General features: G+C 71.5%; 27 protein-coding genes. 13 read left to right on the top strand and 14 right to left on the bottom strand.

From position 1 onward, the window contains the following. Position 1 precedes the first annotated feature (1 nt). The 3 genes from ABZ939_RS28015 to ABZ939_RS28005 all read right to left on the bottom strand — a co-directional run bounded on the left by ABZ939_RS28015 (position 2) and on the right by ABZ939_RS28005 (position 3597). Complete coding sequence (locus ABZ939_RS28015; protein ID WP_361860865.1) at positions 2-2248, bottom strand: bifunctional serine/threonine-protein kinase/ABC transporter substrate-binding protein; 2247 nt, start codon at positions 2246-2248, stop codon at positions 2-4. Then, the gene (locus ABZ939_RS28010) at positions 2245-3072 is read right to left on the bottom strand and encodes a hypothetical protein (protein WP_361860862.1); all 828 of its coding nucleotides are present in this window, start codon (positions 3070-3072) and stop codon (positions 2245-2247) included. The genes ABZ939_RS28015 and ABZ939_RS28010 overlap by 4 nt, the downstream gene beginning before the upstream one ends. Positions 3073-3156: 84 nt before the next feature. Then, complete coding sequence (locus ABZ939_RS28005) at positions 3157-3597, bottom strand: helix-turn-helix domain-containing protein (RefSeq protein ID WP_361860859.1); 441 nt, start codon at positions 3595-3597, stop codon at positions 3157-3159. 100 nt (positions 3598-3697) lie between these two features. Here ABZ939_RS28005 and ABZ939_RS28000 point away from each other — a divergent pair, with 100 nt between their 5' ends. Both ABZ939_RS28000 and rarD read left to right on the top strand, forming a co-directional pair. Then, positions 3698-4567 carry an NAD(P)H-binding protein gene (locus ABZ939_RS28000; protein WP_361860856.1) on the top strand — a complete coding sequence of 290 codons (870 nt, stop codon included), beginning with the start codon at positions 3698-3700 and terminating at the stop codon, positions 4565-4567. A gap of 82 nt (positions 4568-4649) precedes the next feature. Continuing rightward, positions 4650-5708, top strand: a complete 1059-nt coding sequence (gene rarD, locus ABZ939_RS27995) for an EamA family transporter RarD (protein WP_361860853.1) — start codon at positions 4650-4652, stop codon at positions 5706-5708. A 90-nt stretch (positions 5709-5798) separates the two neighbouring features. On the opposite strand, the gene ABZ939_RS27990 is transcribed toward rarD, so the two are convergent. Further along, positions 5799-7229: an MFS transporter gene (locus ABZ939_RS27990; protein WP_361860850.1), complete on the bottom strand. Its 1431-nt coding sequence runs from the start codon at positions 7227-7229 to the stop codon at positions 5799-5801. Between the two features lie 96 nt (positions 7230-7325). Here ABZ939_RS27990 and ABZ939_RS27985 point away from each other — a divergent pair, with 96 nt between their 5' ends. Then, on the top strand, positions 7326-7784 hold the full coding sequence (locus ABZ939_RS27985) for a helix-turn-helix domain-containing protein (RefSeq protein ID WP_361860847.1): 459 nt from the start codon (positions 7326-7328) through the stop codon (positions 7782-7784). Positions 7785-7874: 90 nt separating this feature from the next. Here the strand turns inward: ABZ939_RS27985 and ABZ939_RS27980 are convergent, their stop codons facing one another. Continuing rightward, positions 7875-8465 carry an ABATE domain-containing protein gene (locus tag ABZ939_RS27980; RefSeq protein WP_361860844.1) on the bottom strand — a complete coding sequence of 197 codons (591 nt, stop codon included), beginning with the start codon at positions 8463-8465 and terminating at the stop codon, positions 7875-7877. A 42-nt stretch (positions 8466-8507) separates the two neighbouring features. On the opposite strand from ABZ939_RS27980, the gene ABZ939_RS27975 reads away from it, so the two are divergent. After that, a complete protein-coding gene (locus ABZ939_RS27975; protein WP_361860841.1) occupies positions 8508-8960 on the top strand; it encodes a VOC family protein in 453 nt (150 codons plus the stop codon). A gap of 13 nt (positions 8961-8973) precedes the next feature. Here ABZ939_RS27975 and ABZ939_RS27970 read toward each other — a convergent pair whose 3' ends face one another. After that, a complete protein-coding gene (locus ABZ939_RS27970; protein WP_361860838.1) occupies positions 8974-9474 on the bottom strand; it encodes a DUF1203 domain-containing protein in 501 nt (166 codons plus the stop codon). Positions 9475-9589: 115 nt separating this feature from the next. Here ABZ939_RS27970 and ABZ939_RS27965 point away from each other — a divergent pair, with 115 nt between their 5' ends. Next, positions 9590-10288 carry a VOC family protein gene (locus ABZ939_RS27965; RefSeq protein WP_361860835.1) on the top strand — a complete coding sequence of 233 codons (699 nt, stop codon included), beginning with the start codon at positions 9590-9592 and terminating at the stop codon, positions 10286-10288. Positions 10289-10474: 186 nt separating this feature from the next. Here the strand turns inward: ABZ939_RS27965 and ABZ939_RS27960 are convergent, their stop codons facing one another. Continuing rightward, positions 10475-10825 carry a helix-turn-helix domain-containing protein gene (locus ABZ939_RS27960; RefSeq protein ID WP_361860832.1) on the bottom strand — a complete coding sequence of 117 codons (351 nt, stop codon included), beginning with the start codon at positions 10823-10825 and terminating at the stop codon, positions 10475-10477. Positions 10826-10861: 36 nt separating this feature from the next. After that, complete coding sequence (locus ABZ939_RS27955) at positions 10862-11242, bottom strand: DoxX family protein (RefSeq protein ID WP_361860829.1); 381 nt, start codon at positions 11240-11242, stop codon at positions 10862-10864. A gap of 244 nt (positions 11243-11486) precedes the next feature. Here ABZ939_RS27955 and sigJ point away from each other — a divergent pair, with 244 nt between their 5' ends. After that, complete coding sequence (gene sigJ / locus ABZ939_RS27950; RefSeq protein WP_361861029.1) at positions 11487-12398, top strand: RNA polymerase sigma factor SigJ; 912 nt, start codon at positions 11487-11489, stop codon at positions 12396-12398. A gap of 111 nt (positions 12399-12509) precedes the next feature. Here the strand turns inward: sigJ and ABZ939_RS27945 are convergent, their stop codons facing one another. After that, positions 12510-13043, bottom strand: coding sequence for a hypothetical protein (locus tag ABZ939_RS27945; protein WP_361860826.1), 534 nt, complete (start codon positions 13041-13043; stop codon positions 12510-12512). Positions 13044-13160: 117 nt separating this feature from the next. Next, positions 13161-13802, bottom strand: a complete 642-nt coding sequence (locus ABZ939_RS27940; RefSeq protein ID WP_361860823.1) for a MauE/DoxX family redox-associated membrane protein — start codon at positions 13800-13802, stop codon at positions 13161-13163. Between the two features lie 222 nt (positions 13803-14024). On the opposite strand from ABZ939_RS27940, the gene ABZ939_RS27935 reads away from it, so the two are divergent. The 5 genes from ABZ939_RS27935 (at position 14025) to ABZ939_RS27915 (ending at position 18818) form a co-directional block, all read left to right on the top strand. Beyond that, the gene (locus tag ABZ939_RS27935; protein WP_361860820.1) at positions 14025-14198 is read left to right on the top strand and encodes a hypothetical protein; all 174 of its coding nucleotides are present in this window, start codon (positions 14025-14027) and stop codon (positions 14196-14198) included. Continuing rightward, positions 14192-16063: an ABC transporter ATP-binding protein gene (locus tag ABZ939_RS27930; RefSeq protein WP_361860817.1), complete on the top strand. Its 1872-nt coding sequence runs from the start codon at positions 14192-14194 to the stop codon at positions 16061-16063. Before ABZ939_RS27935 ends, ABZ939_RS27930 begins: the two co-directional genes overlap by 7 nt. Continuing rightward, complete coding sequence (locus ABZ939_RS27925; RefSeq protein ID WP_361860814.1) at positions 16060-16506, top strand: S26 family signal peptidase; 447 nt, start codon at positions 16060-16062, stop codon at positions 16504-16506. The genes ABZ939_RS27930 and ABZ939_RS27925 overlap by 4 nt, the downstream gene beginning before the upstream one ends. An 11-nt stretch (positions 16507-16517) precedes the next feature. Beyond that, a complete protein-coding gene (locus ABZ939_RS27920) occupies positions 16518-17333 on the top strand; it encodes a HEAT repeat domain-containing protein (RefSeq protein ID WP_361860810.1) in 816 nt (271 codons plus the stop codon). A 186-nt stretch (positions 17334-17519) separates the two neighbouring features. Then, positions 17520-18818 (top strand): M28 family metallopeptidase, encoded by a 1299-nt coding sequence (locus ABZ939_RS27915; protein WP_361860808.1) that lies wholly within the window; start codon positions 17520-17522, stop codon positions 18816-18818. A 70-nt stretch (positions 18819-18888) separates the two neighbouring features. On the opposite strand, the gene ABZ939_RS27910 is transcribed toward ABZ939_RS27915, so the two are convergent. The 3 genes from ABZ939_RS27910 to ABZ939_RS27900 form a co-directional block, all read right to left on the bottom strand. Beyond that, positions 18889-20034 carry a DUF2092 domain-containing protein gene (locus ABZ939_RS27910; RefSeq protein WP_361860805.1) on the bottom strand — a complete coding sequence of 382 codons (1146 nt, stop codon included), beginning with the start codon at positions 20032-20034 and terminating at the stop codon, positions 18889-18891. A gap of 177 nt (positions 20035-20211) precedes the next feature. Further along, entirely contained in the window at positions 20212-21222 is a 1011-nt protein-coding gene (locus ABZ939_RS27905; RefSeq protein ID WP_361860802.1) for a polyprenyl synthetase family protein, read from the bottom strand. Positions 21223-21319: 97 nt separating this feature from the next. Beyond that, positions 21320-21517, bottom strand: coding sequence for a hypothetical protein (locus tag ABZ939_RS27900; protein ID WP_361860799.1), 198 nt, complete (start codon positions 21515-21517; stop codon positions 21320-21322). A 52-nt stretch (positions 21518-21569) separates the two neighbouring features. Here ABZ939_RS27900 and ABZ939_RS27895 point away from each other — a divergent pair, with 52 nt between their 5' ends. Further along, positions 21570-23567 (top strand): CocE/NonD family hydrolase, encoded by a 1998-nt coding sequence (locus tag ABZ939_RS27895; RefSeq protein WP_361860796.1) that lies wholly within the window; start codon positions 21570-21572, stop codon positions 23565-23567. A 61-nt stretch (positions 23568-23628) separates the two neighbouring features. Here the strand turns inward: ABZ939_RS27895 and ABZ939_RS27890 are convergent, their stop codons facing one another. Next, positions 23629-24921 carry an LPXTG cell wall anchor domain-containing protein gene (locus ABZ939_RS27890; RefSeq protein ID WP_361860793.1) on the bottom strand — a complete coding sequence of 431 codons (1293 nt, stop codon included), beginning with the start codon at positions 24919-24921 and terminating at the stop codon, positions 23629-23631. A gap of 283 nt (positions 24922-25204) precedes the next feature. Here ABZ939_RS27890 and fahA point away from each other — a divergent pair, with 283 nt between their 5' ends. Beyond that, positions 25205-26431 carry a fumarylacetoacetase gene (gene fahA / locus ABZ939_RS27885; RefSeq protein WP_361860790.1) on the top strand — a complete coding sequence of 409 codons (1227 nt, stop codon included), beginning with the start codon at positions 25205-25207 and terminating at the stop codon, positions 26429-26431. Positions 26432-26481: the final 50 nt, after the last annotated feature.

Genomic DNA, 26481 nt, shown 5'->3' with positions numbered 1-26481 from the left:
GTCAGACCCGTCTGTTCTTCGGCGGCCCGCCGGGGGCGAACTCCAGGGGTTTGTAGCGGCCGTTCTCGACGACGTACATGAAGGTGCCGACCGCCCCTATCTGCATCTGGCCGCTCTCGGGGTTGAAGACGTAGCCGCCCATGACGCCCTGGTGTTTCACCTTGCGCAGGAGGGGCGTGAGGGCGGTGCGGTCGGGGCGCTTCCCCCCCTTGGCGGCCTTGGCCACCTCTTGAACCAGGAGGTTGACCAGGTCGAAGGCCTCACCCGTGTAGTAGGCGGGGGCCACGCCGTATCGCTTGCGGTGTGCGGCGACGAAGGCCGACGCCCCCTTGAGGCTCGTGGCGTCGACGACCGGGGCGCCGAGCACCCAGCCCTCCGCGGCGCTTCCCGCCTCCGCCAGGAACCGGGGCTCGAACACGTGCTGCCCGCTGACCTTCATGCCCGTGAAGCCGAGTTCGTCGAGCGCCTTGGCCGCGAGGACGGCGCTCGGCGTGAGGCCGCAGTGGATGTACGCGTCCATGCCGTCCGCCATCATGCCGCTCAGCACGCGCTTGTAGTCCGTGGTGCGTCCGGGGACGACTCGGGGAACGGGGACGACCTTGCCCTGCCGGAAGCCGAAGTTCGCGCCGCCGATGTACTGCCAGGCGTAGGTGTCGTCCGTCCTCTCCTGGAGGATGCCCGGCCGGACGCTCCGGGTCTTCGTCAGGACGTAGTAGGCGAGGTACATGCCCGCGATGGCGTGCTGCGGGCAGGCCTGCACCACCGAGAGCCCTTGGCCGCCCCCTCCCGTCGGGGCGAGCAGGTTCAGCCCCGCGGAGACCGTGATCAGGGGGACGAGTGATTCGTCGTACGCGGGGAGGGCGGCCAGGCCCGTGTAGTCGGAGGTCGGCCCGAGGACGCCGAGGACGTCCGGGTCGCCGGTGAGGACGCGGGCCGCGGCCAGGGCCTTGTTCTTGTCCCCGGCGTCGTCGGACACCTTGAGTTCGAGGGTGAAGGGCTTGTCCTTACGGGCGTTGAACTGCTCGACCGCGAGGCGGGCGCCGCGTTCCTGGGCGCGGCCGATGTCCTTGGCGGGGCCGCTGAGATCCGCCTGGACGCCGATGATCCAGCGTCGTTTCCTGGGCGGCGGGGTGGCCTTCCGGTCCTTGTCGTCGTCCCGCAGCGCGGCCCAGGCGGCGATGCCGCCTCCTGCCGCGAGGACGGCTCCCCCGGACGCCAGGAGCAGGAACTTCCGTCTGCTGGGCGCGGGTTGATCCCCGGCATCCGATGCGCCGAGCTGGGTGGCGTCGATCTCGGGCAGGGCGAGCATCGCCGCCGAGCGTTCGGCGATGGTCCGTACGACGGGGGCGGGCAGCCAGTCGGCAGCGGCGCCCGGGGTGTCCTCCGTGAGTCCGGCGCTGATCTCCTCGGCGGTGGGCCGCTGGGCCGGGTTCTTGGCGAGGCAGGCCCGCACGAGGTCGAGCACCCCGTCCGGTACGCCGTCGAGGTCGGGCTCGTCGTGGACGGTGCGGTACAGCAGGGCGTCGACCGCCCCCGTACCGAAGGGCGGGCGGCCGGTCGCGGCGTAGGCGAGGAGGCAGCCGAGGGCGAAGACGTCGCTGGGCGGACCGATCTCGGCGGCGCGGGCCTCGGCCTGTTCGGGGGCGAGGAAGCCGGGGGTGCCGACGACCATGTCGGTGGAGGTGAGGGCGGTCTCCCCCGTGGTCCGCGCGATGCCGAAGTCGATGAGGCGCGGGCCGTCGACCGCGAGGAGGATGTTGCCGGGCTTGACGTCCCGGTGGACGAGTCCGGCCTGGTGCACGGCGGCGAGCGCACGGGCGACGGCGCCGCCGAGGATCCGTACGCTCCGCTCGGGCAGCGGACCGTGCGCGGTCACGGCCTCGCCGAGGGAGGGGCCGGGGACGAAGGAGGTCGCCATCCAGGGCTCGGGGGCGTCCGGGTCGGCGCCGGTGACGGGGACGGCCCAGGGGCTGGAGACCCGGCGGGCGGCCTCGACCTCGCGGCGGAAGCGGGCGCGGAAGTCGGCCTGGTCGGCCTGGTCGGCGTGGGTGACCTTCACGGCGGCGAGTTCGCCGTTGTCCGTACGGCCGAGGTAGACGACGCCCATGCCGCCGGCGCCGAGCCGGCCGAGGAGCCGGTAGCCGGCGATCGACGACGGGTCGGAGGGCAGCAGCGGCTGGAGGGCGTCCGGCCGGGGAGCGGAGGCGGGCCGGCCGGGCTCGGGGGTGGGCTGGGCGGTGGGGCTCATGACTGGACCTCCAGCTCGTCCTCGGCGCGGCCGACCATGGCGACGAGGGCGTGGACCTGCGCGCTGTCGACCTCCTTGGCGACGTGGCCGGGCGCTCCCTTGACGACGGCGGTGACGGTGATCTGTCCGACGCGGGACTGGTACCAGGAGTACGTCTGCTCCCCCTTGACGGAGTCGTTGAGGTACGTCCCCGCCTCTCTGAGCGAGTCCACGGCGGTGAAGTTGCCGCCGACGCCGAAGGGGCTGCCGAGGGACATCAGGCCGCTGATCCGCTCCCCGTCGCGCAACCGCTGTTCGGGACAGCGCAGGGCCTCTTCGAGGGTCTCGGCCATCTCCCAGTCGGCGTCCGCCTCGGTGCGATGGACGGTGACGATCGAGGACACCCGCAGCGCCCCCCTGCCGGACCCGGCGGGGATCTCGCTGTAGGCGGTGACGCTGTGGAGCACGGACGCCGGGCGGGTGCCGGTCTCCCACGAGCACTGCTTGCTGAGAACGGGCCAGTAGTCGTCGGCGCTGAGGTACGGGCTGCGCTTGACGTAGTCCGAGCCCCAGGAGTCGGGGCCGGCGACGATCGCGAGGGCGAGCCGCTTGGCGTCGGCCTCGTTCTTCGGGGTGCGCTTCGGGTCCGGGGTGAAGCCGAGTCCCGTGGGCGTGGGCGCCGCGGTCGGGCTTCCGGTCGGCGGTGCCTGCGGAGTCGAACTCCCTTTCCCCTGAGGCTTTTTGCCGTCGTCGCCCGAGCCGGAGCCCGAGCAACCCGTCAGGATCAGTCCGCACGCCAGCAGCCCCCCGCAGGCGCCCAGCACTCTTCGGTATCCGTACGTCACACAATCCCCCACGCACGCTCACACAATCCCCGAGTGGTGAGCAGATCGTACGACGCGGGCGCCCAACACGCCCCGGTTACAACATCATTGAGAAGATCCCGCGACAGTCTCGCGACGCGCCTCGTCGTAGCGGACGCGGGCCTCCTGGACGGCCGGCACCCGGGCGTCGGTCCAACGGGCCAGCTCCCAGACCTGACGGGCGGCCTCCTCGCCCAGTTCGGTGAGGCTGTAGTCGACGCGGGGCGGGATCACCGGCTTGGCGTCGCGGTGGACGAAGCCGTCGCGCTCCAGGGTCTGGAGCGTCTGGGTGAGCATCTTCTCGCTGACGCCGCCGACGCGTCGGCGCAGTTCGCTGAAGCGGTACGAACGCTCCCGCAGGGCGATCAGGATCAGGACCGCCCATCGGCTGGTGACGTGCTCCAGGACGAGCCGCGCGGGGCACATGGCGCCGTCGACGTCGGCCAGCAGGCTCTTCGGCTCTTCGCTCGCGGCACGCGCGGCACGGGTCTCACCACTTACTCCCATGTCAGTACCTTACTTCAAAGTGGGTACTTTCGAAAGGTTAGCGCCCGCCGTACGGTGAGTGCATTGCCCACCGCCGCACCGCACGGGAGAAGGAACCCCCATGAGCATCGTCGTCACCGGAGCCACCGGACAGCTGGGCCGTCTCGTCATCGACGAGCTGCTGACCCGGGTCCCCGCCGAGTCCGTGGCCGCCGTCGTCCGCGACAAGGCCAAGGCCGCCGACCTCGCCGAGCGCGGCGTCGAGCTGCGGATCGCCGACTACAGCAGGCCCGAGACCCTGGCGGACGCCTTCAAGGCCGGCGACCGCGTGCTGCTGATCTCCGGCAGCGAGGTCGGGCAGCGCGTGGCGCAGCACGCGGCCGTGATCGACGCGGCCAAGGCCGCCGGCATCGCCCAGCTCGCCTACACCGGCGTCCTCGGCGGCCCGGAGGCCGACTTCGACCTGGCCGCCGAGCACAAGGACACCGAGCGGCTGATCCTCGACTCCGGCCTGCCGTACACCTTCCTGCGCAACGGCTGGTACACCGAGAACTACACCGCCAACCTCGCCCCCGTCCTCGCGCACGGCGCCGTCGTCGCGAACGCCGGCGAGGGCCGGGTCGCCTCCGCCCCCCGCGCCGACTTCGCCGCCGCGGCCGCCGCGGTCCTGACCGGCCCGGCCGAGGAGCACCTGAACACGGCGTACGAGCTGAGCGGCGACGTCGCCTGGTCGCTGGCCGAGTACGCGGCCGAGGTCGCCCGCCAGACCGGCAAGGAGATCGCGTACAGCAACGTCCCGGCCGAGACGCACGAGGAGATCCTGACCGGCGCGGGCGTCCCGCCGCTCTTCGCCGCGATCCTCGTGGACGTCGACAAGGCCATCGAGCGCGGGGCGCTCGCCCGGCAGACCGGCGACCTGTCCCGCCTCATCGGGCGCCCGACCACCCCGCTCGCCGAGACGATCGCGGAGGCCCTCGCCGAAAAGTCATGACCGTATCGCGGTACGGACATGACAGCCTGCCCTGTGCGGCGCTACCGTCTTCAGGACGGCGCGGCGCAGGGCAGGAGGTTCGGTGAAGACGGACGACGAGGGACGGGCAGGACTCCTCTACGGGATCGGCGCCTACGGCATGTGGGGCCTGGTCCCGCTCTTCTGGCCACTCCTCAAGCCGGCCGGGGCGGTCGAGATCCTCGCCCACCGGATGGTGTGGTCACTGGTCGTCGTCGGCGTCGCGCTCCTCGCGCTGCGCCGCTGGGGCTGGATACGCGAGCTGGTGCGCAGCCCGCGCAAGCTGGGCCTCATCACGTTCGCCGCGACGGTGATCACCATCAACTGGGGCGTCTACATCTGGGCGGTCAACGCCGGCCAGGTCGTCGAGGCGTCCCTCGGCTACTTCATCAACCCGCTCGTCACCATCGCCCTGGGCGTCCTGCTCCTGAAGGAGCGGCTGCGGCCCGCGCAGTGGGTGGCGGTCGGCGTCGCCGCCACGGCCGTCCTCGTCCTCTCGATCGGGTACGGGCGCCCGCCGTGGATCTCCCTGATCCTCGCCTTCTCCTTCGGTGTCTACGGCCTGGTGAAGAAGAAGGTCAACATCGGCGGCCTCGAGTCGCTGGCCGCCGAGACCGCCGTCCAGTTCCTGCCGGCCCTCGCCTACCTGCTGTGGCTCGGCTCGCAGGGCTCGGCCACCTTCGGCGCCGAGGGCGCGGGACACGCGGCCCTCCTCGCGGCGACCGGCATCGTGACGGCCGCGCCCCTGGTCTGCTTCGGGGCGGCGGCGATCCGCGTACCGCTGTCGACGCTGGGGCTGCTGCAGTACCTGGCGCCACTCTTCCAGTTCTCGCTGGGTGTCCTCTACTTCCACGAGGCGATGCCGCCCGAGCGCTGGGCGGGCTTCTCGCTGGTGTGGCTGGCGCTGACGATCCTGACGTGGGACGCGCTGCGGACGGCCCGGCGCAGCCGGGTGGAGGCGGAGGCCCTGGCCGAGAGCCTCGTGAACCGTGCCCTGGCCGACACCACGTCCGGACAAGCCACGTCCGGACAGGCCACGTCCGGACAGGCCGCGACCGGACACGCTGTCGACGCGCCCGAGAACACGGCCGCTTCCGCTCCGGCGGCACAGCCGGGACGCTGACCACGGTCGCATGCCCCGGCTCGGAGGAGAACTCCGGGAGCCGGGGCATGTACGGCGCGGCGACACCGACCGGACGAGGGCGTCACCCGGTCACGAGACGGTGACCTTGGTCGCGGACTCCGGGGCCGCGAGCCCCCCGGACCCCTGGACCGCCCGGGTCGGCTTGCCCGCCCGGAGCCCGGTCGCGGCGACGGCCGCACCGATCGCCACCATCACGACCGGCACCACCAGGGCCGACCGGAACCCGTCGAGGCCACCGCCCGCGATCCCGTACACCGCCGTCACGACGGAGATGCCCACCGCCGACCCGAACTGCACCGCCGTTGTCAGCAGCCCGCTCGCCAGCCCCTGCTCCTCCTCCGCGATGCCGTCGGTCGCGGCGATCGTCAGCGGTCCGTACGCGAGGGCGAAGGCGAGCCCGCTCAGCAGCAGAGTCGGGAACATCGCCGCGTAGGACCAGTCGGGGCCGAGCGGCAGGAACAGCGCGTACGAGACGATCGCGAGCACGAACCCGCCGAGGATCACCCGGGCGTTGCCGTACCGCGCCACCAGCCGCGGGGTCAGCGTCGGGGCGAGGATCGCGTCGACGCCCATGACCGTCAGCGCCAGGGCCGTCTCCAGCGAGGACCAGCCGCGCAGCTCCTGGAGGTAGAGCGTCGCGACGAACTGGAAGCCGAAGAACGAGCCCACGAACAGCAGCGCACCGAGGTCCGCGCGGACGGTGGACGCCTTACGGAGCACCCCGAGGCGTACGAGCGGCGCGGCGGCCCGGCGTTCGACGGCGACGAACACCCCCGCGAGGACCAGCCCGCCGGCGGCGACGAGCGCGGTCAGCGGCCAGCCGTCGAGGCCGTGCTCGAGCCGGACGATCCCGAACGCGAGCAGCAGCATCGCGCCCGCGGCCGTCAGCGCGCCGGCCAGGTCGAAGCCGCCGCCCGTCCGCTCGGGCCGCGCATCCTTCGGGATCAGCCGCACCGCGGCGAGCAGGACCGCGGCCGCGAGCAGCACCGGGGCGAAGAAGACCCAGCGCCACCCGAGTTGGGTGAGCAGGCCGCCGATCACGAGCCCGAGGGTGAAGCCTCCGGCGGCCGTACCCGCGAAGACCAGCAGCGCCTGGTTGCGCTGCGGCCCCTCCTCGTAGGAGGTGGTGATGATCGACATCGCGGCGGGGGTCATGAACGCGGCGGCGACGCCGGTCACGAAGCGGGCCGTGATCAGCATCCAGCCCTCCTGCGCGAAGCCGCCGAGACCGGAGAAGAGCAGGAAGACGGTGAGCCAGCCGAGGAACATCCGGCGGCGGCCGAGGAGGTCGGCGGCGCGTCCGCCGAGGAGGGTGAAGCCGGCGTAGCCGAGGACGTACGCGGACATCACCCAGGCCGCGGTGCTGGTGGACAAGTCCAGATCGGATCTGATGCTTGGCACGGCGACGGCGAGCATGGCGACATCGATGCCCTCGAGGAAGATCGTTCCGCAGAGGACGAGGAGGAGGGCCCAGGCGCGTACGGGAAGGGATGCGGACACAGCTGTCTCCAAGGCAGGGAGGGGTAGGGGCGGTTACCGGCCAGAGGGTCGGTTCCCTCTTGTAACCACCTGCATCCTGCGGGAGCATGCGATGCCATGGAAGAAGGCACTTTGAAGTCACCGAGTCACTGCGAAGTGACCTACGCCGACGGGTACGAGGGCGACGCGGACCCCTTCCAGTGGGACACCCGGGAGGACTGCGAGGTACGCCAGATCCTCGACCGGGTCGCCGACAAGTGGTCCTTGCTGGTCATCGCCCTGCTCGACCGCCGCAAGCTGCGCTTCACGGAGCTGCGGCGGGAGATCGACGGGATCAGCCAGCGGATGCTGACGGTCACGCTGCGCCAGCTGGAGCGGGACGGCCTGGTGAAGCGGACGGTGCATCCGGTGGTACCGCCGCGTGTGGAGTACGAACTGACGCCGCTGGGCGGGACGTTGCACACGACGATCCGCTCGCTCGTGACGTGGACGGAGCGCCACCAGAACGAGATCGCGGCGGCGCGTGAGGCGTACGACGCGAGGGAGGCGGCGGAGGCGGCGGCAGCCGCGGTCTGAAGCGGAGGTCCTAGGCGGCGCTCCGGGGCGGCGGAGGTCCGAGGGTGCTGCGCGTCTACGGCGCCGGCGGCCTCTCCACCTCCGCCGTCGTCATGCCGTCTCGCCCTCCGCATGCGTACGGGCCCGGTGCGCCCGCACCTTGTGCCGGTTGCCGCACCGCTCCATGGCGCACCAACGGCGGCGCCCGGGGCGGGAGGTGTCCACGAACAGCAGAGCGCAGTTGTCCGAGCCGCATTCGCGGATGCGGTCGACGTGGGGGCCGGTGAACAGCTCGACCGCGTCGCGGGCGACGGTCGAGAGCAGCGCGGTCGCGGTGGCCCCCGGGGCCCAGGCGTGCGCCCCGTCTGCGGTCATGAGCGGGACCAGCGGGGGCGGGGCGGCGGCCTCGTTGACGAGCGCGAGCTCCTCCGGGGCGTAGGCGCGGCCGTGTGTCCGGGCGTGGGCGAGCCCCCACAGGGCGTCCCGCACCTCCCGTACCCGCGCCAGTTCGCCCGCCGTGACGGTGACGTCGAGATCGGGTCCGAGCCGACACCGCCGGACCCAGTCCAGCAGCCCGTCGGGCTCGTGGAGGACCTCGAAGCGCGCGGCCACGGGCCCGGGACCACCGGTGAGCAGCAGCTCCAGACAGAGGGCCCCGGCATCGAAGCGGAACCGCTGCCCATCGGGATGAATCAGAGTCATTCCTGTTGTCGCCCGCATCACGAAACCAGTATAACTGGTTACATGACTGCGCTCCATTGGAAGCTTGTGATCGACGCCGGCGACCCGCACGCCCAGGCCACGTTCTGGGCCGCCGCCCTCGGCTATCTGGAGGAGGACAACAGCGCACACATTCAGCGTCTCCTCGACCTCGGCGCACTGCCGCCGGACCTGACCGTCACGGTCTCCGACCGCCTCGCGTTCCGCGATCTGATCGCCGTCCGCCACCCGGACGACCCGTACGAGGAGCAGACCGGCATCGGCCTCGGCCGCCGCATCCTCTTCCAGCGCGTCCCGGAGAAGAAGACCGTCAAGAACCGCCTCCACCTGGACGTCCACGCGGCCCAGGGCACCCGGGACGCAGAGGTCGAGCGTCTGGAGTCCCTGGGCGCGTCGGTCTACCGCAGGGTGGAGGAGCCCTCGGGCACGTGGGTGGTCATGCAGGACCCGGAGGGCAACGAGTTCTGCGTGCAGTGAGCTTCGAGCACGGCTAGGGCCGACGCACTTCGAACTGGAAGCAGCCGTACTCGACGGCCCTGACGTGCACGAGCGCCACCTGGGGATCGGCGAACGCCTCCGCGAACGCCTTGTCGAAGCCCTCGGCGGCCTCGGCCGGGATCTCCAGGAGCCGACCGCCGACGATCCGCCCCTCGGAGTCGTAACGCCGCAGGGTGCGCAGGGCACCGGGCCGATCGAACGGGTACGCCCCGGAGTCCGCCACGGGCCCGCCGCACTCCTCGGCGTGAATGAAGACCGGCCCCTGCTCGTCGTACGCCCCCGGCCGCGCCCCGGTCTCGGCGGCCCAGCGGCGCAGCGGCGCGTACGAGACGAGCGCGATCCGCTCCCCGGGCTCGACACCCCGGAGGCAGCAACGCAGCGGACTCCCGCCCTCGGTGGCGGTGTACGGGACACAGGGCTGCCCTGCGTCGTCCACTCCCCGCAGTTCGGCGAGGGCGGCGGGCTCGATGGGCCGTGCGGTGTAAGTCGTCATGCGCCCACCCTCAGTCGCGCCCAACCCCCCATGCTGGCGGAATTCGGACGTGGCGCTGGAAGGCCGACCTGAATCCCCCTCTCCACTCTAGTCAAGTTTGACTAGAGTGGAGGGTATGGCCGAGAAGACGATTCCGATCCTGCCCTGCCGGACCCTCCCACCCGTTCTCGAGTTCTACACCGCCCTCGGATTCGAGGTGACCTTCCAGCAGAAGAGCCCGAACCCCTACGCGGTCGTGGAGCGGGGCGGCATCGAGCTGCAGTTCTTCGGGGTGAAGCAGTACGAGCCCGAGCAGTCGATCAGCACGTGCTACGTCCTGACCGACGACGTCGACGGCCTGCACGCCGCCTTCCGGGCCGGGCTCAAGGCGGCGTACGGGAGGATCCCGGTTCGCGGGCTGCCGCGCATCGGGGCGCTGAAGGACATGTCGTACGGCGTGCGGCAGTTCCTCATGACCGATCCCGGCGGCAACTGCATCCGCATCGGGCAGCCGACGAGCGAGAACCCGCACCACCGGCCCGCACCCGAGGAGACCTTCGCCCGAGCCCTGCACAACGCGTCCCTCTTCGCGGACTCGAAGGAGGATCCGGCGGGCGCGGCGAAGATCATCGACCGGGTCCTGCGCCTGGAGGACGAACGGCCCACGCCCGTGCAGCTGTTCCGCCTTCTGGTGCTGCGCGCCGACGTCGCCGGTCGCCTCGGCGACGAGAAGACCGCGGCCTCCGCTCTCGCCGAGGCCGCCGCGATCCCCCTCACCGAGGAGGATCGGGCATCGGTCCACGACGACCTCGAACGCCTTGCGGAGCTTCGCTGACGACCGGGCGTCGACACAGGGAAAGCAGGATCGAAAAGGGCCAGGCGGCAGGAGATCTCGACCCCGCCCCGCCCGCGGCCTGGCTCGCGCGACGGCTAGGGAGGGCCTGCCTTTCGGATCGGCCCGGCAGATCCGGAAGACACCCCCTAGGGCCTGCACCCCCGGCCATGATCCGCCGGACAGGCCCTAGGCGTCCGACGCGTCGGTGCCCGTTTCGCTCGCCCATCGCAGGCTCCAGGCATTCAGCGGGCGGAGCGCTTCGACGAGTTCCTCACCGAGGCGGGTGAGGTGATAGCCGTCGTCGCGCAGGTCGAGCAGGCCGGCATCGGTCAGCTCGCCGAGCCGGGTGCTGAGCACGCTGGAGGACATGTGCTCGCATCGGCGCTGCAACTCGCGGAAGCCCGCCGGGGTTCGGCTCAGCTCCCACAGGATGCGCAGCGCCCAGCGCCTCCCGAGCAGATCGAGTACGGCCAAGACGGGCCAGCCGGACTCCGATCCCCGTACCGGCGTACCCGGCCGAGGCGCCCTCGCGTCCATGCCCCAGCCCCTCCTCGTGCTTCGGTTGCCGAAGCATCATAGGGACTCGAGGCCGAAGCGGCCCCATGCCACGAATCCGGCCAGGGCGACGTAGAGCAGGTCCACCACCACGAGCTTGGTCTCGTGGCGCCGGAGGCGGACGATCGCCGCGCCGATCATCAGCAGCACCAGGCCGAGAGCGGCCAGTGGGACCAGAACCGGCGCGATGTCGAGCACGGCGGGCAGGATCAGACCCACGGCGGCCAGGACCTCAAGGGCTCCGATGGCCTTGACGCCGCCACCGCTGAAGTCTTCGACCCACCCCGAGCTGGGGCCGAAGCCGGCGATCCTCTCCTTCGACATGATCAGCTTGCCGGCGCCGCCGGCCAGGTAGGCGACGGCGAGCAGTCCGGCGACGATCCACAGAGCGATGTTCACGGGTTCTCTCCTGTACCGATCGGGTGGCCGGCCGGGCGAACCGGCCGGGCGTTCACTGCTGCCCTCTGAGACAGGGCACCCCGGATCCCCGTGACGGCGGCGAACGTGACGTGCGTCTCCCTCCACGGCGGCCTGCCCAGATGATCAATCCGCCGGGCGTCTTGGATACGCTGCGAGGGCCGGACTGGGCGGCGCAGTACGCGAGTTGGCGGGGAGGGGTTCCGTGCGGGGATCAACGGACGAGATGAGCGAGGCCGGGTACCGGCCGCTGCTGTTCTCCATCGCCTACGGCATGACCGGATCGGTGGGAGACGCCGAGGACATCGTGCAGGACGCGTTCCTCGGCCTGACCCGGGCGCACCAGGCGGGAACCACGATCGCCGCCCCGAAGGCGTACCTGACCACAGCGGTCACCCGACTGGGAATCAACCACCTGACCTCGGCACGCGTACGGCGGGAGACCTACGTGGGCGACTGGCTGCCCGAGCCGGTCGTCGTCACCGCCGACAGGCCCGGACCGGCCGAGCACGCCGAGCTGGCCGACTCCCTCTCCATGGCGTTCCTCGTGCTGCTGGAGGCCCTCTCGCCGGTGGAACGGGCGGTGTTCGTGCTGCGCGAGGCGTTCGGGTACGGCTACCCGGACGTCGCGAGGATCACCGGTAAGACCGAGGTGAACTGCCGTCAGATCTTCGCCCGCGCCAGGCAGCGCATCGCCGCCGGAGGGAAGAAGGCCGGGCGCGCGCCGGCCCGCGACCGGCGGGCGGAGAGCGACGAACTCGGCCGCAGGTTCTTCGAGGCGGCCTCGGGCGGTGACATGGACGCGTTGCTCGGCATGCTCGCGCCCGACGTGGTGTTCCACGGGGACGGCGGGGGCAAGGCGCGGGCGATCGGGAAGCCGCAGACCGATCCGCGGCGCGTCGGACAGCTGCTCGTCGGCGGGCTCCGCCGGGCCCGGAGGCTCGGCGTGTCCCTCCAGCCGGCCTGGGTCAACGGCCGGCCGGGCGCCGTGCTCAACGACGCCGAAGGGCGCGTGGTGAGCGTGGTCGAGCTCGACATCGTCGACGGCGCGGTCCGGACGATCCGGTCGGTGGCCAACCCCGACAAGCTCGGTCACCTCGGGCCGGTGTCCGACGTGGCGCGCCTGCCGGAGAAATAGTCCACCCCCGCACCCGCAACGCCCTCGGCCCCGGTCCTCATCCGCAGCGCCCGCCCGCCCTCGGCCGCGCCGTGGGCCGCGTCCTCGGTCCTCGCCTCCCGCGCCCTCACCTCACGCACGGGACGTGGGTTTCAGCGGCAGCCTCTCCAGGTCGAAGGCGGTGGCCGCCACCGGGCCGTTCGCGGGAAGGAGCGCGAACACCGGGTATCCCTCGACCTCGAACAGGGTGCCCATCGGGCCCTGTTGCGGCTCGACGACGACATGGCCGACCGCCGCGAGCGTCGCGATCTCCTCGGTGGCCTCGCCCTGCTCCGCGTGTACGACCGCCAGCACGCTGCGCTCCCCGTCCAGGTCACGGGCGAGTTGGACGAACTTCGGCAGCCGTTCCGCACACGCCGTGCAGTCCGGCGAGAAGAAGCCGATGAGCGTCTCGCCCAGGGCGGCACGGGTCACCGTCCGGCCGGCCGTGGTGACGGCGGTGAAGTCCGGGACGGGTGAGCCCGGCGGCAGCATCAGTTCATCGGCCGCCGCGACCGCCCGCCGGTCGGCCTGCAGGCGCAGCTTCCGGATGACCCCGAAGGTCAGCACGAGGTTGAGCAGGCACAGGATCGTGAGGAGCACCACGGCGGCGACCAGAAAGGGCATGACGGTTTCTCCGTTGTGAGGAACGGCTGAGACGGCCGGGATGGCCGAGATGACAGAGACGGCTGAGACGGCTGAGATGACTCAGACGGCTGTGGGCGGGTCCAGGAAGCAGCCCTGTCACGACAGGGAGCGCGTAGACCGGCGGGAGGGTCCGGCCGTCCCGGCCCGGCGGGAGGGCCCGGCCGTCCCCGCCCGCTCGGACGACCCCGCCCGCTCGGCCGTCCCCGCCCGCTCGGACGGCCCCGCCCCGAAGAGCTCCCCCAGCTCGTCGGTGAAGATCACGAGCAGGGCGCCCACGAGCGCGGCGACGGCGGCGATCGCGATGCCGCCGGCATGCGGAGTGGAGGCGGTTCCGGTCAGCGCGTAGCCGGCGCCGAACCCGGCGCACAGCAGCAGCAGACCGTTCCTGACCAGGTGGCGGCGGCCGATCACCGTGCTCGACGCGCCGAAGCAGGCACAGGAGGCGCGGGTTCCGCGGCGCAGCACACCGACGATGCCCGCGGAGAAGGCCACCACGAGGACCACCGCGAGGCCGAGCCCGGGGGCACCCGCGGGTCCGGCCGCCAGCAGGAACGGCACCGCGCACTCCGCGGCCACGACCGTCACGGCGACGGGCCGGGCGAGACGCCCGGGGACCCCCATGCTCCGGGTCGCCCCCTCGAAGGCGCGAAAGGCCGTGGCGCTGCGCAGTTTCCCGGCCGCGGAGGCAGCGAACACCACGCCGACGAGCAGTCGGCAGGCGAGCAAGGCATACCCCATGAACCGCCCCCGGCTTCCCTTCGACGACTGGGCCGATCGCAATCTAACCCCGAAGGCCGATCGCGCAACAGTGGCCTCTGTATGCACAAGCGGACCGGAGACTTTCATGTGACACACCATCAACACAGGACATCTTGCGCCGCGTTGGGCGCAGCACTTACGTTCTCCACCGGCCGGAGCAGACCACGCTCCTGCCTCGAACCCTGCTACGGAAGGTCCGCGATGACCCGTGTGATCGGAACGATGGGCGACAAGCTGCTGGGGCTCCTGCTGAAGGAGGAGCGTGCGGGGGCGTGCGTGCCCGAGCACGGCTCGTACTGCTACTGCAAAAACGGCGTGAAGTGGTACATGGACTGTTACGGCATCTGCAAGGCCCGCCCCACCGCGAAGTGCTGACCAGCGCCTCTCATGCGGCCGGGTCCCCGCAGGCCACCTCGGGGACCCGGCTGCGGGCGCGGGCGGTGGGCACCGCGCTGCTGCTGCAGTTCCGCGCGTCCCCGCCGGCCGCCTGCGCGCTGTTCGCGACGACGGTGGCGGTCGGCGCCCTGCCGGTCGTGGTCGCCTGGCTGAGCAAGCTGCTCTTCGACGAGCTCGGCCGCGGTACGCATCTGGACTCCGGCCGGGCCATGGCCCTGGGCATCGCGGTGGCGGCGCTCGGCGCGGTCTCCGCCGTGCTGCTGCAACTGGGCGCGTATCTAGACGAGTTGGTACGGCAGCGGCTGGTCGTCACGGTGGAGCGCACCCTGTTCGCCAAGGTCGACGAGTTCCACGGGCTGCGCCGCTTCGAGGACCCGGCCTTCCACGACCGACTGCGGCTCGCCCAGCAGGCGTCCCAGGACGCACCGCACAACATCGTCATGTTCAGCCAGGAGGTCGTCCGCTCCCTCGCCGCGGTCGGCGGTTTCGCGGGCGCGCTGCTCGCCGTCTGGCCACCGATGGCGGGGCTGCTGTTCCTCGTGGGGATCGCCGCCCTCGTGGCGAGACTCTCCCTGGCCCGCCGTCAGGTGGCGGTCTGGGAGCTGACGGCGGGCAAACAGCGGCGGCGCCTCTTCTACCGCTCGCTGCTCACCGATCCCAGGGCCGCCAAGGAGATCCGCCTCTTCGGACTCGGCGGCTTTCTGCACGGACGGCTGGTGCGCGCGCTCGGTGACGCCACCGAGGCGGAGCTCGCGGTGGAACGGCGGGGTGCCTGGGTGCAGTCCGGCTTCGCCGCGCTCAACGCCGCCGTCGCCGGGGCGGGCGTGATCGTGGTCGTGGGCGGTGCGGCCCAGGGCCGGTTCACCGTCGGCGACGTGACGCTGTTCATCGCCGCGGCCGCCGGTGTGCAGGGCGCGTTCGGCGGGATCGTCATGCAGGCGGGGACGGCCGCCGAGGCGGTACGGCTGTTCGGCCACTATCTCGACCTGATGGACGCCCCCGACGATCTGCCGACGGGGACCGGTTCCGTGCCCGCGCTCCAGGAGCGGATCGAGTTCCGCGACGTCTGGTTCCGCTACGACCCCGACGGCCCGTGGGTGCTGCGTGGCGTGGACCTGACGCTGCACGCGGGACGCGCCACCGGCCTGGTGGGCCGCAACGGCGCCGGCAAGAGCACGCTGATCAAGCTGCTCTGCCGGTTCTACGACCCCGAGCGCGGCGCGATCCTCTGGGACGGGACCGACATCCGCACCATGGACGTGGAGGCGCTGCGCCGCCGCATCGGAGTGACCTTCCAGGACTACATGGCGTACGACCTGACGGCGGGCGAGAACATCGGCGTCGGCGACCTGGCGCACCTGGAGGACCACGAGCGGATCCGCCGCACGGCGGCGCTGGCCGGCATGGACGAGGTCCTCGCGGGTCTGCCGGACGGCTATCTGACGCAGTTGAGCCGCGTCCACCTCGACGAGGACGGCGGCGCACACGGAGTGACCCTGTCCGGCGGCCAATGGCAGCGCGTGGCCCTGGCCCGCTCCCTCATGCGGGCGGACGCCGACCTCCTGATCCTCGACGAACCGAGTTCCGGTCTCGATCCGGAGGCCGAGCACGAGGTCCACCGCACCCTGGCCGCGCAGCGCTCCGGGAGCACGGCGCTCCTCGTCTCGCACCGTCTCGGGGCCCTGCGGGACGCGGACACCATCGCCGTGCTGGTGGACGGCCGCATCGCCGAACTCGGCGACCACGACCGGCTGATGGCCGACGGGGACGGCCACTACGCCCGGCTGTTCGCGCTCCAGGCCGCCGGCTACACCGACCGCCCGGCATCGGAGGTGACGCGGTGACGTACCTGCGCCGGACGGCGGCCGTGGTCGCCGCAGGCGCCGGGGCCGTGGGTGCCGTACTCGCCCTGCGTTCGCGCTTCGCCCTGGTCCAGGTGACCGGATCGAGTATGGCGCCCACGTACCGGGACGGCGATCGGCTCCTGGTGCGCCGCCGGGCGCCGGTCCGGCCCGGGGACGCGGTGGTCTTCCGCAACCCGGTGGCGGCCCTCGACACGGACGTCCGGTGGCTGGTCAAGCGCGTCACGGCGATGCCGGGCGCCCCGGTCCCGCCCGACGTGCGCCCGGCCGTGGACACGACCCGCGTCCCCCCGGGCTGCCTGGTGGTCCGCGGCGACGGCGCCCGCACACAGGACTCCCGGCACTTCGGCTACGTCCCGCTCGCCTCCGTCCTGGGCGTGGTGACCACGGGCCCGACATCACGCCGGAACACCGGGCGCCCCTAGCATCGGGCCCCATGGCGACCTTCGTACACCTGACGTCCGCGGCCACCGCCCCGCGGATCCGGCGCGCGGGCATACGCGCCCTCAGCCAAGGTCGCGGCAGCGGGCTCGGCTCGACGGGGCGCGGCGTCTACCTCTTCCCCGTCCTCCCGTCGTACACGCTCACCCACCAGTGGCTCCGCGAGCTGTCCCGCCGACCCGGGCCCGGCGGTCTCGTCGCCGTCCACGTCAAGATCGCGGACGGGGAGGCGGTCACCGTCGGGCGGTACAACGCTCGGGAACCGGTGGAGACGACGGCGGCCGAGGCGGTGCGTACGGTGAGCGCGCTCGACGATCCGCGGGGGTGGGAGGTGTTCCTGCCCCGGGCCGTCGCACGCGGCGAGGTGCGGAGCATCCGGCCCGTGCGGCAGGTCAACGGGTGGCGGTACTTCCCCGACGCCCACGGCAGGACGCCCTGCACGTGCCACGGCTGCCGGGTGCGCGGCGAGTACGGGTCGCGGAGGCTACGGGAGCGCCGGCCGCACCCGCTGGACGGGCCCCCTCCCCCGCCCCGCGTCCTGCTCGCGCGGGTCGAGGCGGCCGAGGCCGAGGGGGATGCCGTCGCGCTGCGCGAGGCATTGCGCTGGTACGGGCTGCGGCGGCGCGGACCCCTGGAGCGTCTGGCCCGGCTGGCCCGGCACCCCGACACCGCCGTGCGGGTCGCGCTCGTCGAGGCCGTGACGTACTGGTCCACGCCTGGAGTCGGCGCGCTGCTACGGGAGTTGGCCCACGACCCGCACCCGGATGTCAGAGAAGCCGTCGAGGACGCCATGGACGCCCTCGCTCCGTGACACCGCGAACGGGCTCGTCCGGTGAGCGAACGCGCCTGACCGGTTTCCGCTCTTGACGGGAAGTCAAACTCTCGCCGAACATCAGCGCACGAACCACCCGCACAGCTCCAGCGCCTCGTGGCACCCACGCCCCGGGGCGTCTCGTACGTTTCCGTCCCATCCCCGTTCGGAATCCGGAGCCCCCACATGAAGTTCTCCGTTCCCAGACGTGCCGCCGCGCTGTCCGCCGTCGCCGCGCTCGCCCTCGCCGGGTTCACCGGCGCCTCCGCGAACGCCGCGCCCGCTGCCGTCGCCGCGCCCGACATCCCGCTCGCCAACGTCAAGCAGCACCTCGCCGACCTCCAGTCGATCGCCAACGCCAACGGCGGCAACCGCGCCCACGGCCGTACCGGCTACAAGGCGTCCATCGACTTCGTGAAGGCCAAGCTGGACGCGGCCGGATACACCACCACCGTCCAGCAGTTCACCTCCAACGGCGCCACCGGCTACAACCTGATAGCCGACTGGCCGGGCGGTGACCCGAACCAGGTCCTCATGGCCGGCGCGCACCTCGACTCCGTCTCCTCCGGCGCCGGCATCAACGACAACGGCTCCGGTTCCGCCGCCGTCCTGGAGACCGCGCTCGCCGTCTCCCGGGCCAACCTCCAGTCCACGAAGCATCTGCGCTTCGGCTGGTGGGGCGCGGAGGAACTCGGGCTCGTCGGCTCGAAGTACTACGTCAGCCAACTGCCGGCCACGGAGCGTTCGAAGGTCAGCGGCTATCTGAACTTCGACATGATCGGCTCGCCCAACCCCGGTTACTTCGTCTACGACGACGACCCGGCGATCGAGCAGACCTTCAAGGACTACTTCGCCGGGATCGGTGTGCCCACCGAGATCGAGACCGAGGGCGACGGCCGCTCCGACCACGCCTCGTTCAAGAACGTCGGCATACCCGTCGGCGGCCTGTTCACCGGCGCCAGCCGGGTGAAGACCAGCGCGCAGGTGCAGAAGTGGGGCGGTACGGCCACGGCCTTCGACCGCTGCTACCACTCCTCCTGCGACACGACCTCGAACATCAACGACACCGCCCTCGACCGCAACAGCGACGCCGTCGCCCACGCGATCTGGACGCTGTCGGCCGGTACGACCACGCCTCCCGGCAAGGTCTTCGAGAACGCCGCCGACGTCTCCATCCCGGACAACGGCGCCGCGGTGACCTCCACGGTCAACGTCACCGGTGTCACCGGCAACGCGCCGTCCACCCTCAAGGTGGACGTGAACATCGTCCACACCTACCGCGGTGACCTCGTCGTCGACCTCGTCGCCCCCGACGGCTCGGTCTACAACCTGCACAACCGGTCCGGCGGCAGCGCCGACAACATCGTCCAGGCCTACACCGTGAACGCCTCCTCGGAGGTCGCCAACGGCGCCTGGAAGCTCCGCGTCCAGGACAGGGCCGCGCAGGACACCGGCTACATCAACAGCTTCAAGCTGACGTTCTGAGCGAACGCACCAGAACTCCCGGGTGGGTCGGTGACCATCGCCCCCGACCCGCCCGGGGTCCCAAACCGCCTTACTTCCCGGCGTTCGCCGCGTCCACCAGCGCGTCCTTCGTCACCGCGCCGACGTACACCTTGCCGTCGTCCGTCATCAGCGCGTTCACGAGCTTCGTCTTGAAGACCGTGCCCGAGCCGAACTTCCCGGTGACCTTGTCCCCGAGCGCGTCCAGGAAGCCCTGAACCTCCTTCGGTGCCTCGTCCGTCTTCGGGGCCGCGGCGCCGGTGTCGAGCTTCGCGATCGCCGTCCAGCCCTCGCCGATGACGTTCACGCCCTCGCCCTTGGCGCCGGTGAGGTCCGCGAGGCCGCCGAACTCCTTGGCGAAGTCCTCGGGGGCCTTCTCGTGCTCCGGACCGCCCTCCGTCACCTTCGCGCCCTTCGGCGCCTTGAAGTCGAACGTCGACGCCGCCGGCTTGCCGAAGTCGACCTTCGTGAAGCCCGCGTCGACGACGGGCTTGCCGCCCTCGACCGACGTCAGTGTGAACTTCAGCGGTGTGCCGTTCTGGGCGTCCACCGCGACCTTCACCGACTCGACCGTCGAGCCGCTCTGCTTCGGCTTGATCACCAGCTGGTACGCGTCCCGGCCGGCCACCTTCGCCGTCCCGCCCACCGTGATCGACGTCGTGCCGTCCGCGGCCTTCAGGATCTCGTCGGCGAGCTCCTTGGGCGTGGCCGGGAGCTCCTTCTCCGGTGCCTTGCCGGCCCCGTCGGTCTTCTCGTGGAAGGCCTCGTTCGACTTGCTGTCGTACGCCCAGACGTCGTCGCCGTTGTGGATCAGGCTGTACTCGTCCGAGCCGTCCACGATCGTCAGCTTCTGCCGGTCCGGGCCGTCGGCGGCCACGCGCAGCGTGTGCGTGCCGGAGACCAGCTCCGTCAGCTTCTGCTGCGGGTCCGCGGAGGCGGAGCCGCCCGAGCCGCCTCCGATGCCGCCGGCCAGGCCCGCGAGCGACGGCAGGCCCAGGTCGGTGGAGACCTTGAACGTGCCGGTCAGCGTCTGCGTCTCCGACGCCGCGATCTTCTCGATCAGCTGCTGCGCCGTGATCTCCGGCAGGTCCGGGTCACCGGACGCCGCGAGAGCCGGTACGAGCCCGATGGTCGCCGCGGCCACTCCGGCCACCGCGACCGGGACGATGTAGCGGCTCGCCTTACGGTTGTCTGCCATGGTCTGTCCTACCTCCGTGGTCGATGACTCCATCTGACCAAAGTCAGGAGGCGGAATCGTCAGACCCGGGGCGCAACCTCGCGTACTGCTACGGGATGACGGAACCCTGAGAGCCCCTAGCCCGCGGGGTGGATCAACGCGCCCTAGCCCGCCCGGTGGACCACCGGGTCGCGCGCCCTAGCCCGCCCGGTGGACCACCGCGTCGCAAAGCTCCTCCAGGGCCGCCTTCGCGTACCCCTCGGGCAGCGGCGCCAGCATCGCGCGCGCCTCCTCGGCGTAGCGCACGGTGTCCCGGCGGGCCTGCTCCAGGGCGGGGTGGACGCGCAGCCGCCGCAGGACCTCCGCGTGACGGGCGTCGTCGGTGAGGTCGCCGTCGATCAGGGCGACCAGCTCCACGTCCTCCGGGCGCCCGTGGGCCGCCGCGGCGGCGCGCAGGTGGAGCACCGGCAGGGTCGGGATGCCCTCCCTGAGATCCGTGCCCGGGGTCTTGCCGGACTCGTGGGAGTCGGAGGCGATGTCGAGGACGTCGTCCGCGAGCTGGAAGGCGACGCCGAGGCGCTCGCCGTACTGGGTGAGGATGTCGACGACGCTCTCGTCCGCGCCGGACATCATCGCGCCGAAGCGGCAGGAGACGGCGACGAGCGAGCCGGTCTTGCCGCCGAGGACGTCGAGGTAGTGGTCGACCGGGTCGCGGTCGCCCTGCGGTCCGGCGGTCTCCAGGATCTGGCCGGTGACCAGACGTTCGAACGCCTCCGACTGGATGCGTACGGCATCGGGTCCGAGGTCCGCCAGCGTGTGCGAGGCACGGGCGAAGAGGAAGTCACCCGTGAGGACGGCGATCGAGTTGCCCCATCGGGCGTTCGCGCTCTCGACACCGCGCCGCACGTCCGCCTCGTCCATGACGTCGTCGTGGTAGAGCGTGGCCAGGTGGGTGAGCTCGACGACGACGGCCGAGGGCACGACACCCGGCGCGTAGGGGTCGCCGAACTGGGCGGCGAGCATCACGAGCAGCGGCCTGAAGCGCTTGCCGCCGGCCAGCACCAGATGCTGTGCGGCCTCGGTGATGAAGGGGATCTCGCTCTTGGTGGCGTCGAGGAGCCCTGCCTCCACGGCCGCCAATCCGGTCTGGACATCGGCCTCAAGAGCCTGGTCCCGCACGCTAAGACCGAACGGCCCGACGACGGTCACGAGGGGGTCTCCTGTCTGCTGACGCCTGCTGACGATCACACGGATTGTCGATGTGTCGCTCGATTCACTCAAGTCAGCGTATCCGGTCGCCTTTCGATCACCATGGGCGCCTTCCCGCCTCCCCCGGTATGTTCGTGATCAGCTCATACGACCAGGAGTAGGCGTTTTGTCCCGAACAGTGATCGATACCGACGCGAACGGCGAGCAGCCGCCACGCGAAGACGATCATGCCCTCTTCGGCCTCCTCCCGTACATCCTGGGCCGCCGGCGCCGTGGGCCTCGCCGTGATCGCCATGGCGCCGTGGCTCCTCCGCACGCTGCACCCCGTCCACCGAGGTTGGTCCGCCATGCGCATCCGTACCGAGTTCCCGTACGAGACGACCCGCGAGGACGTCCGGATCCCCCTCCCGGACGGTACGAGGCTGTACGCCCGGATCTGGCGGCCGGTCACCGACGACCCCGTCCCCGCCCTCCTGGAGTACCTGCCGTACCGCCTCACCGACTGGACGGCGCCCCGCGACTGGCAGCGCCACCCCTGGTACGCCGGGCACGGCTACGCCTCCGTACGCGTCGACGTACGCGGGCACGGCAACAGCGAGGGGCTGCCCGGGGACGAGTACGACCCCGTCGAGCTGGCGGACGGCGTGGCGGTGGTGAACTGGCTCGCCGAGCAGCCCTGGTGCACGGGGAAGGTCGGCATGTTCGGCATCTCCTGGGGCGGCTTCAACTCGCTCCAGATCGCCGCGCTCGCCCCCAGGCCGCTGAAGGCGATCGTCACGGTCTGCTCGACCGACGACCGCTACGACAACGACGTCCACTACATGGGGGGCTCCGTCCTCGCCGTGGACATGCACGCCTGGGCGGCCGCCATGCTCGCCTTCGTCTGCCGGCCCCCGGACCCGCGGTACGTGGGCGAGGAGTGGCGGGAGATGTGGCTGCGGCGCCTGGAGGTGGTGGACCCGCTCATCCACACCTGGCTCGCCCACCAGACCCGCGACGACTACTGGAGGCACGGCAGCGTCTGCGAGGACTACGGGGCGATCGAGGCGGCCGTCCTCGCGGTCGGGGGCTGGCACGACCCGTACCGGGACACCGTGCTGCGGCTGGTGGAGCACCTCCCCCAGGACCGGGTGCGCGGGATCATCGGGCCGTGGTCCCACCAGTACCCGGACCGCGAGCTGCCGCCGGGTCCGGCGATCGGCTTCCTCCAGGAGACGCTGCGCTGGTGGGACCACCACCTCAAGGGCGCCGACAACGACGTGATGGCGGAGCCGCTGCTGCGCTCCTGGATCAGCGAGTCGCACCCGCCGGCCACGGTCTACGAGGAGCTGCCGGGCCGCTGGGTCGCCGACCCGGCCTGGCCGTCGCCGAACATCACCCCGGTGACGTACGCCTTCCAGGGCGAGCCGGTCGTGGTCGACTCCCCGCAGCAGACGGGCCTGGACGCGGGGCGCTTCTTCCCCTTCGGCAACGACGCGGATCTGCCGCCGGACCAGCGCGACGAGGACGCCCATTCGGCCTGCTTCGACTTCGCGGTCCCGGAGGACGGCGCACCGATCGAGATCCTGGGCCGGCCGCGGGTGAGCCTGTCGCTGACCACTCCGGCCCCCACGGGCCAGGTGATCGCGCGCCTCTGCGACATCGCCCCGGACGGCTCCTCGACCCTGGTCACCCGGGGCGTACTGAACTTCTCCGCCCGCTACGGCCGCGACCGGGCGGTGGAGGCGCAGATCGGGGAGACGGAGAGCTTCGTCCTCGAGCTCAACGGCATCGGCCACACCTTCCCGCCCGGCCACCGGGTCCGCCTGGCGGTCTCCTCCGCGTACTGGCCGTGGATCTGGCCACAGCCGGACGCGGCGGGCTTCACGCTCGCCCCTGCGGCCTCGAGCCTGACCCTCCCGGTCCGCCGCCCCACGACCGACGCGGTGGAGTGGCAGGACCCGGAACAGTCCGGGCCCCTGGGCGTGGTGATCCCGGCGACCCTGGAGGACCCCCGCCCGGAGCGGCTCGTGGTCCGGGACGTGGCGAGGGGCGAGTGGACGCTGGAGGTCGACCCCCGTTACGGCGGTACGCGGGTCTACCCGGACGGCCTGGAATTCACCGAGGACGCCGTGGAGACGTACACGATCACCGAGGACGACCCCTTGTCGGCCCGCACCCACTCGACCTGGTCGATCCGTCTGCACCGCCCGGAGTCGGCATGGGACGTCACGGTCGACTCGCGCTCGGAGATCTCGTGCGACGCGGACGCATTCATCACGTCGAACGAGGTGGTGTGCAAAGAGGGCGGGGAAGTTCTCTTCCACCGGACCTGGGAGAAACGGATTCCACGGACGGCGGGGTGAACGGGAAAGAAAGGAGGCCCGCATTCCAAGTGGAATGCGGGCCCCTCAGTCACTGCTCTGTTCAGGCGTTCGAGCCGGCCTTACGGCGACGGACGACGAACATCGCGCCGGCGCCGAGCGCGACGGCCGCGGCGCCCGCGAGGGCGATCTGCGGGACGGCGTCGTTCGAGCCGGTCTTGGCGAGCGAGCCGTTGGTGGAGCCCGTGGTCCCACCGTTCACCGGGGTGGTGGAGGTGCCGCCCTGCCCGGTGGTGTTGGTGTTGCCCTTCTGGCCCTTGGCGTCGTCGACCTTGCCCGGGTTGCTGCCCTTGGCCAGGATGGCGAACTCGTAGTACTCCAGGTCCGGCGTACCGCCGCAGGACTCGTTCTCGTTCCAGTAGTCACCGGCGACGAAGGCGGCGCCCTGACCGGCCGGGGTCTTCGCGTCGAGCTTCAGCCGCAGCTTGACGTCCACGGAGGACTTGGCGTTCAGCGAGCCGACGAACAGGCTCTCGCCGGGGTCGACGTCCTCCCACTTCGAGTTGGCCGCGGTGGACCACTCGAGGTCGAGGTACTCGTCGAGCTCCTTGAGGCCCTTCTCGTCGAAGGCGTGGACGGCGGCGTACGGGTACACCTCGTCCATCTTCTTGTCGGTGCCGTTCGTGACGCGCAGCGTGAAGTTCACCGTCGTACCGGCGACGACCTTCTCGGGCAGGCCGTGGACGACGGTGGTGAACTTGGGCTCGGGCACGCAGTCCTCGCCCGGCTCCTCCTCGCCCTCCTCGGCCTCGGCGTCGGCGAGCGCCTTCTTGGCGGCGTCGAGGGTCTTGAGGGCGGCCTCCTTGGCCTTGCCGGCCTCGCCGGTCTTCTTCAGGAGGTTGACCCGCTCGTCCTCGATGTCCTTGTTCGCCTTGGTGACGTTCGCGTCGGCGGTCGTCTTCGCCGTGGCGGCGGTCTCGGCCTTGGCCTTCGCCTCGTCGAGGGCCGTCTGCGCGGCGGCCTTCTCCTCGTCGGTGGTGGCGGCGTCCAGCTTGGCCTGGGCGTCCACGACGGCCTGATCGGCCGTCGTCTTGTCGGTGGCGGCCTGCTCCGCGGCCTTCTTCACCCCGGCCAGCGCGACCTGAAGCGGGTGTTCGGCCTTGTCGAGCTCGTCGATGGCCTTCTGGGACTTGTCGTACGCGATCACGGCAATGTCGTACGCCGTCTGCGCGGCGGTGACCGCCTGCTTCAGCTGCTCGAGCGACGGCTGCTCGTTCTGCGTCTGCGCCGGCGCGGCCGGCTTGTTGTCCGCGAACGCCGGGGCGGCGGAGAGGAAGACGACCGGGGTCGTCACGGCGGCGGCCACGGCCGTCGCGAGAATGCGGCGAATCTTCAAGGCAGACCTTTTCTGGTCGAACGAAGATGAAAGAAATGGGAGTCGCGCCTGCGGGGACTTCACGCGGTGCGACGTTGCCGAGATCGTATGACCCGAATAAGGACCTGGAAAAGGGGGAATTGAACGCGCTCAGTCATACAGCAGCCCCACAGCACGCATAAAGCGCGCGAACATGGACAGTTGTGCACGGAGGCCTCACTTTTTGTGTGACCCATGTCATCCGCGCCGAGCGGCCCGCCCCGTAACGTGTCCCCCACACCCGTGGAAAGCGAGGCAAGCACCGATGCCCGAGCAGTCCCCGCTCGATCTGGCCGAAGGCGATCCCTTCGGCCCGCACAACCTTCCGTACGGCGTCTTCTCCACCGCCGACGAGCCCGACCGGCGGAGGGTCGGCGTCCGCATCGGCGGTCATGTCCTCGACGCGGGAGCCGCGGCGCACGCCCTCGGCTCCCCCTACGCCGCGCTGCTCGCGCAGCCCAGCCTCAACCCGCTCCTCGCCGCCGGCCGGACCGCCTGGCGCGATGTGCGCCGGGCCCTGACCGCCTGGGTGACCGTGCCCGCCCACCGGTCGGAGATAGAGCCTCTGCTGCACCCGCTGGACGCGGTCACCCTGCACCTGCCGTACGAGGTCGCGGACTACGTCGACTTCTACGCGAGCGAGCACCACGCCACCAACGTCGGCCACATCTTCCGCCCGGACGGCGAGCCGCTCACGCCCAACTGGAAGCACCTGCCGATCGGGTACCACGGTCGCGCGGGCACGGTCGTGGTCTCCGGCACCGATGTCGTACGCCCCTCCGGGCAGCGCAAGGCGCCCACGGACCCGGCGCCGGTCTTCGGGCCCTCGGTGAAGCTGGACATCGAGGCGGAGGTCGGCTTCGTCGTCGGCACCCCGTCCGCGCACGGCACGCCGGTCCCGCTCGGTGACTTCCGCGAGCACGTCTTCGGTCTGACGCTCCTCAACGACTGGTCGGCCCGGGACATCCAGGCCTGGGAGTACGTGCCGCTCGGCCCGTTCCTCGGCAAGTCCTTCGCGACGTCCGTCTCGGCCTGGGTGACCCCCCTGGAGGCCCTGGACGCGGCCCGTACCGAGCCGCCGGCCCGGGACTTCGACCTGCTGCCGTACCTGGACGACTCGGCCGAGGAGGAGCACGGTGGCTTCGACCTGCGGATCACCGTCGAGATCAACGGCGAGGTGGTCTCGGAGCCGCCGTTCGCCACGATGTACTGGACGGCCGCCCAGCAGCTCGCCCACATGACGGTCAACGGAGCGTCGCTGCGGACCGGTGACCTGTACGGCTCCGGCACGGTCTCGGGCCCCGAGGTGCACCAGCGCGGCTCGCTGCTCGAGCTGACGTGGAACGGCCGTGACGCGCTCGAACTGCCCTCCGGGAAGCGGACGTTCCTGGAGGACGGCGACGAGGTCACGCTGACCGCGTGGGCCCCGGGCCCGGACGGCACGCAGGTCGCGCTCGGCGAGGTGACGGGCCGGATCGTTCCGGCGCCGTAACCCCCGCACATACGTCAGGGCCCGGCCCCCGCGCGAGCGGAGACCGGGCC

The sequence above is a fragment of the Streptomyces sp. NPDC046712 genome, from assembly GCF_040645695.1.
Lineage (GTDB): Bacteria > Actinomycetota > Actinomycetes > Streptomycetales > Streptomycetaceae > Streptomyces.
Note: the sequence above shows the minus strand (reverse complement) of the source record. Positions and strands in the feature narration are given on the sequence as shown.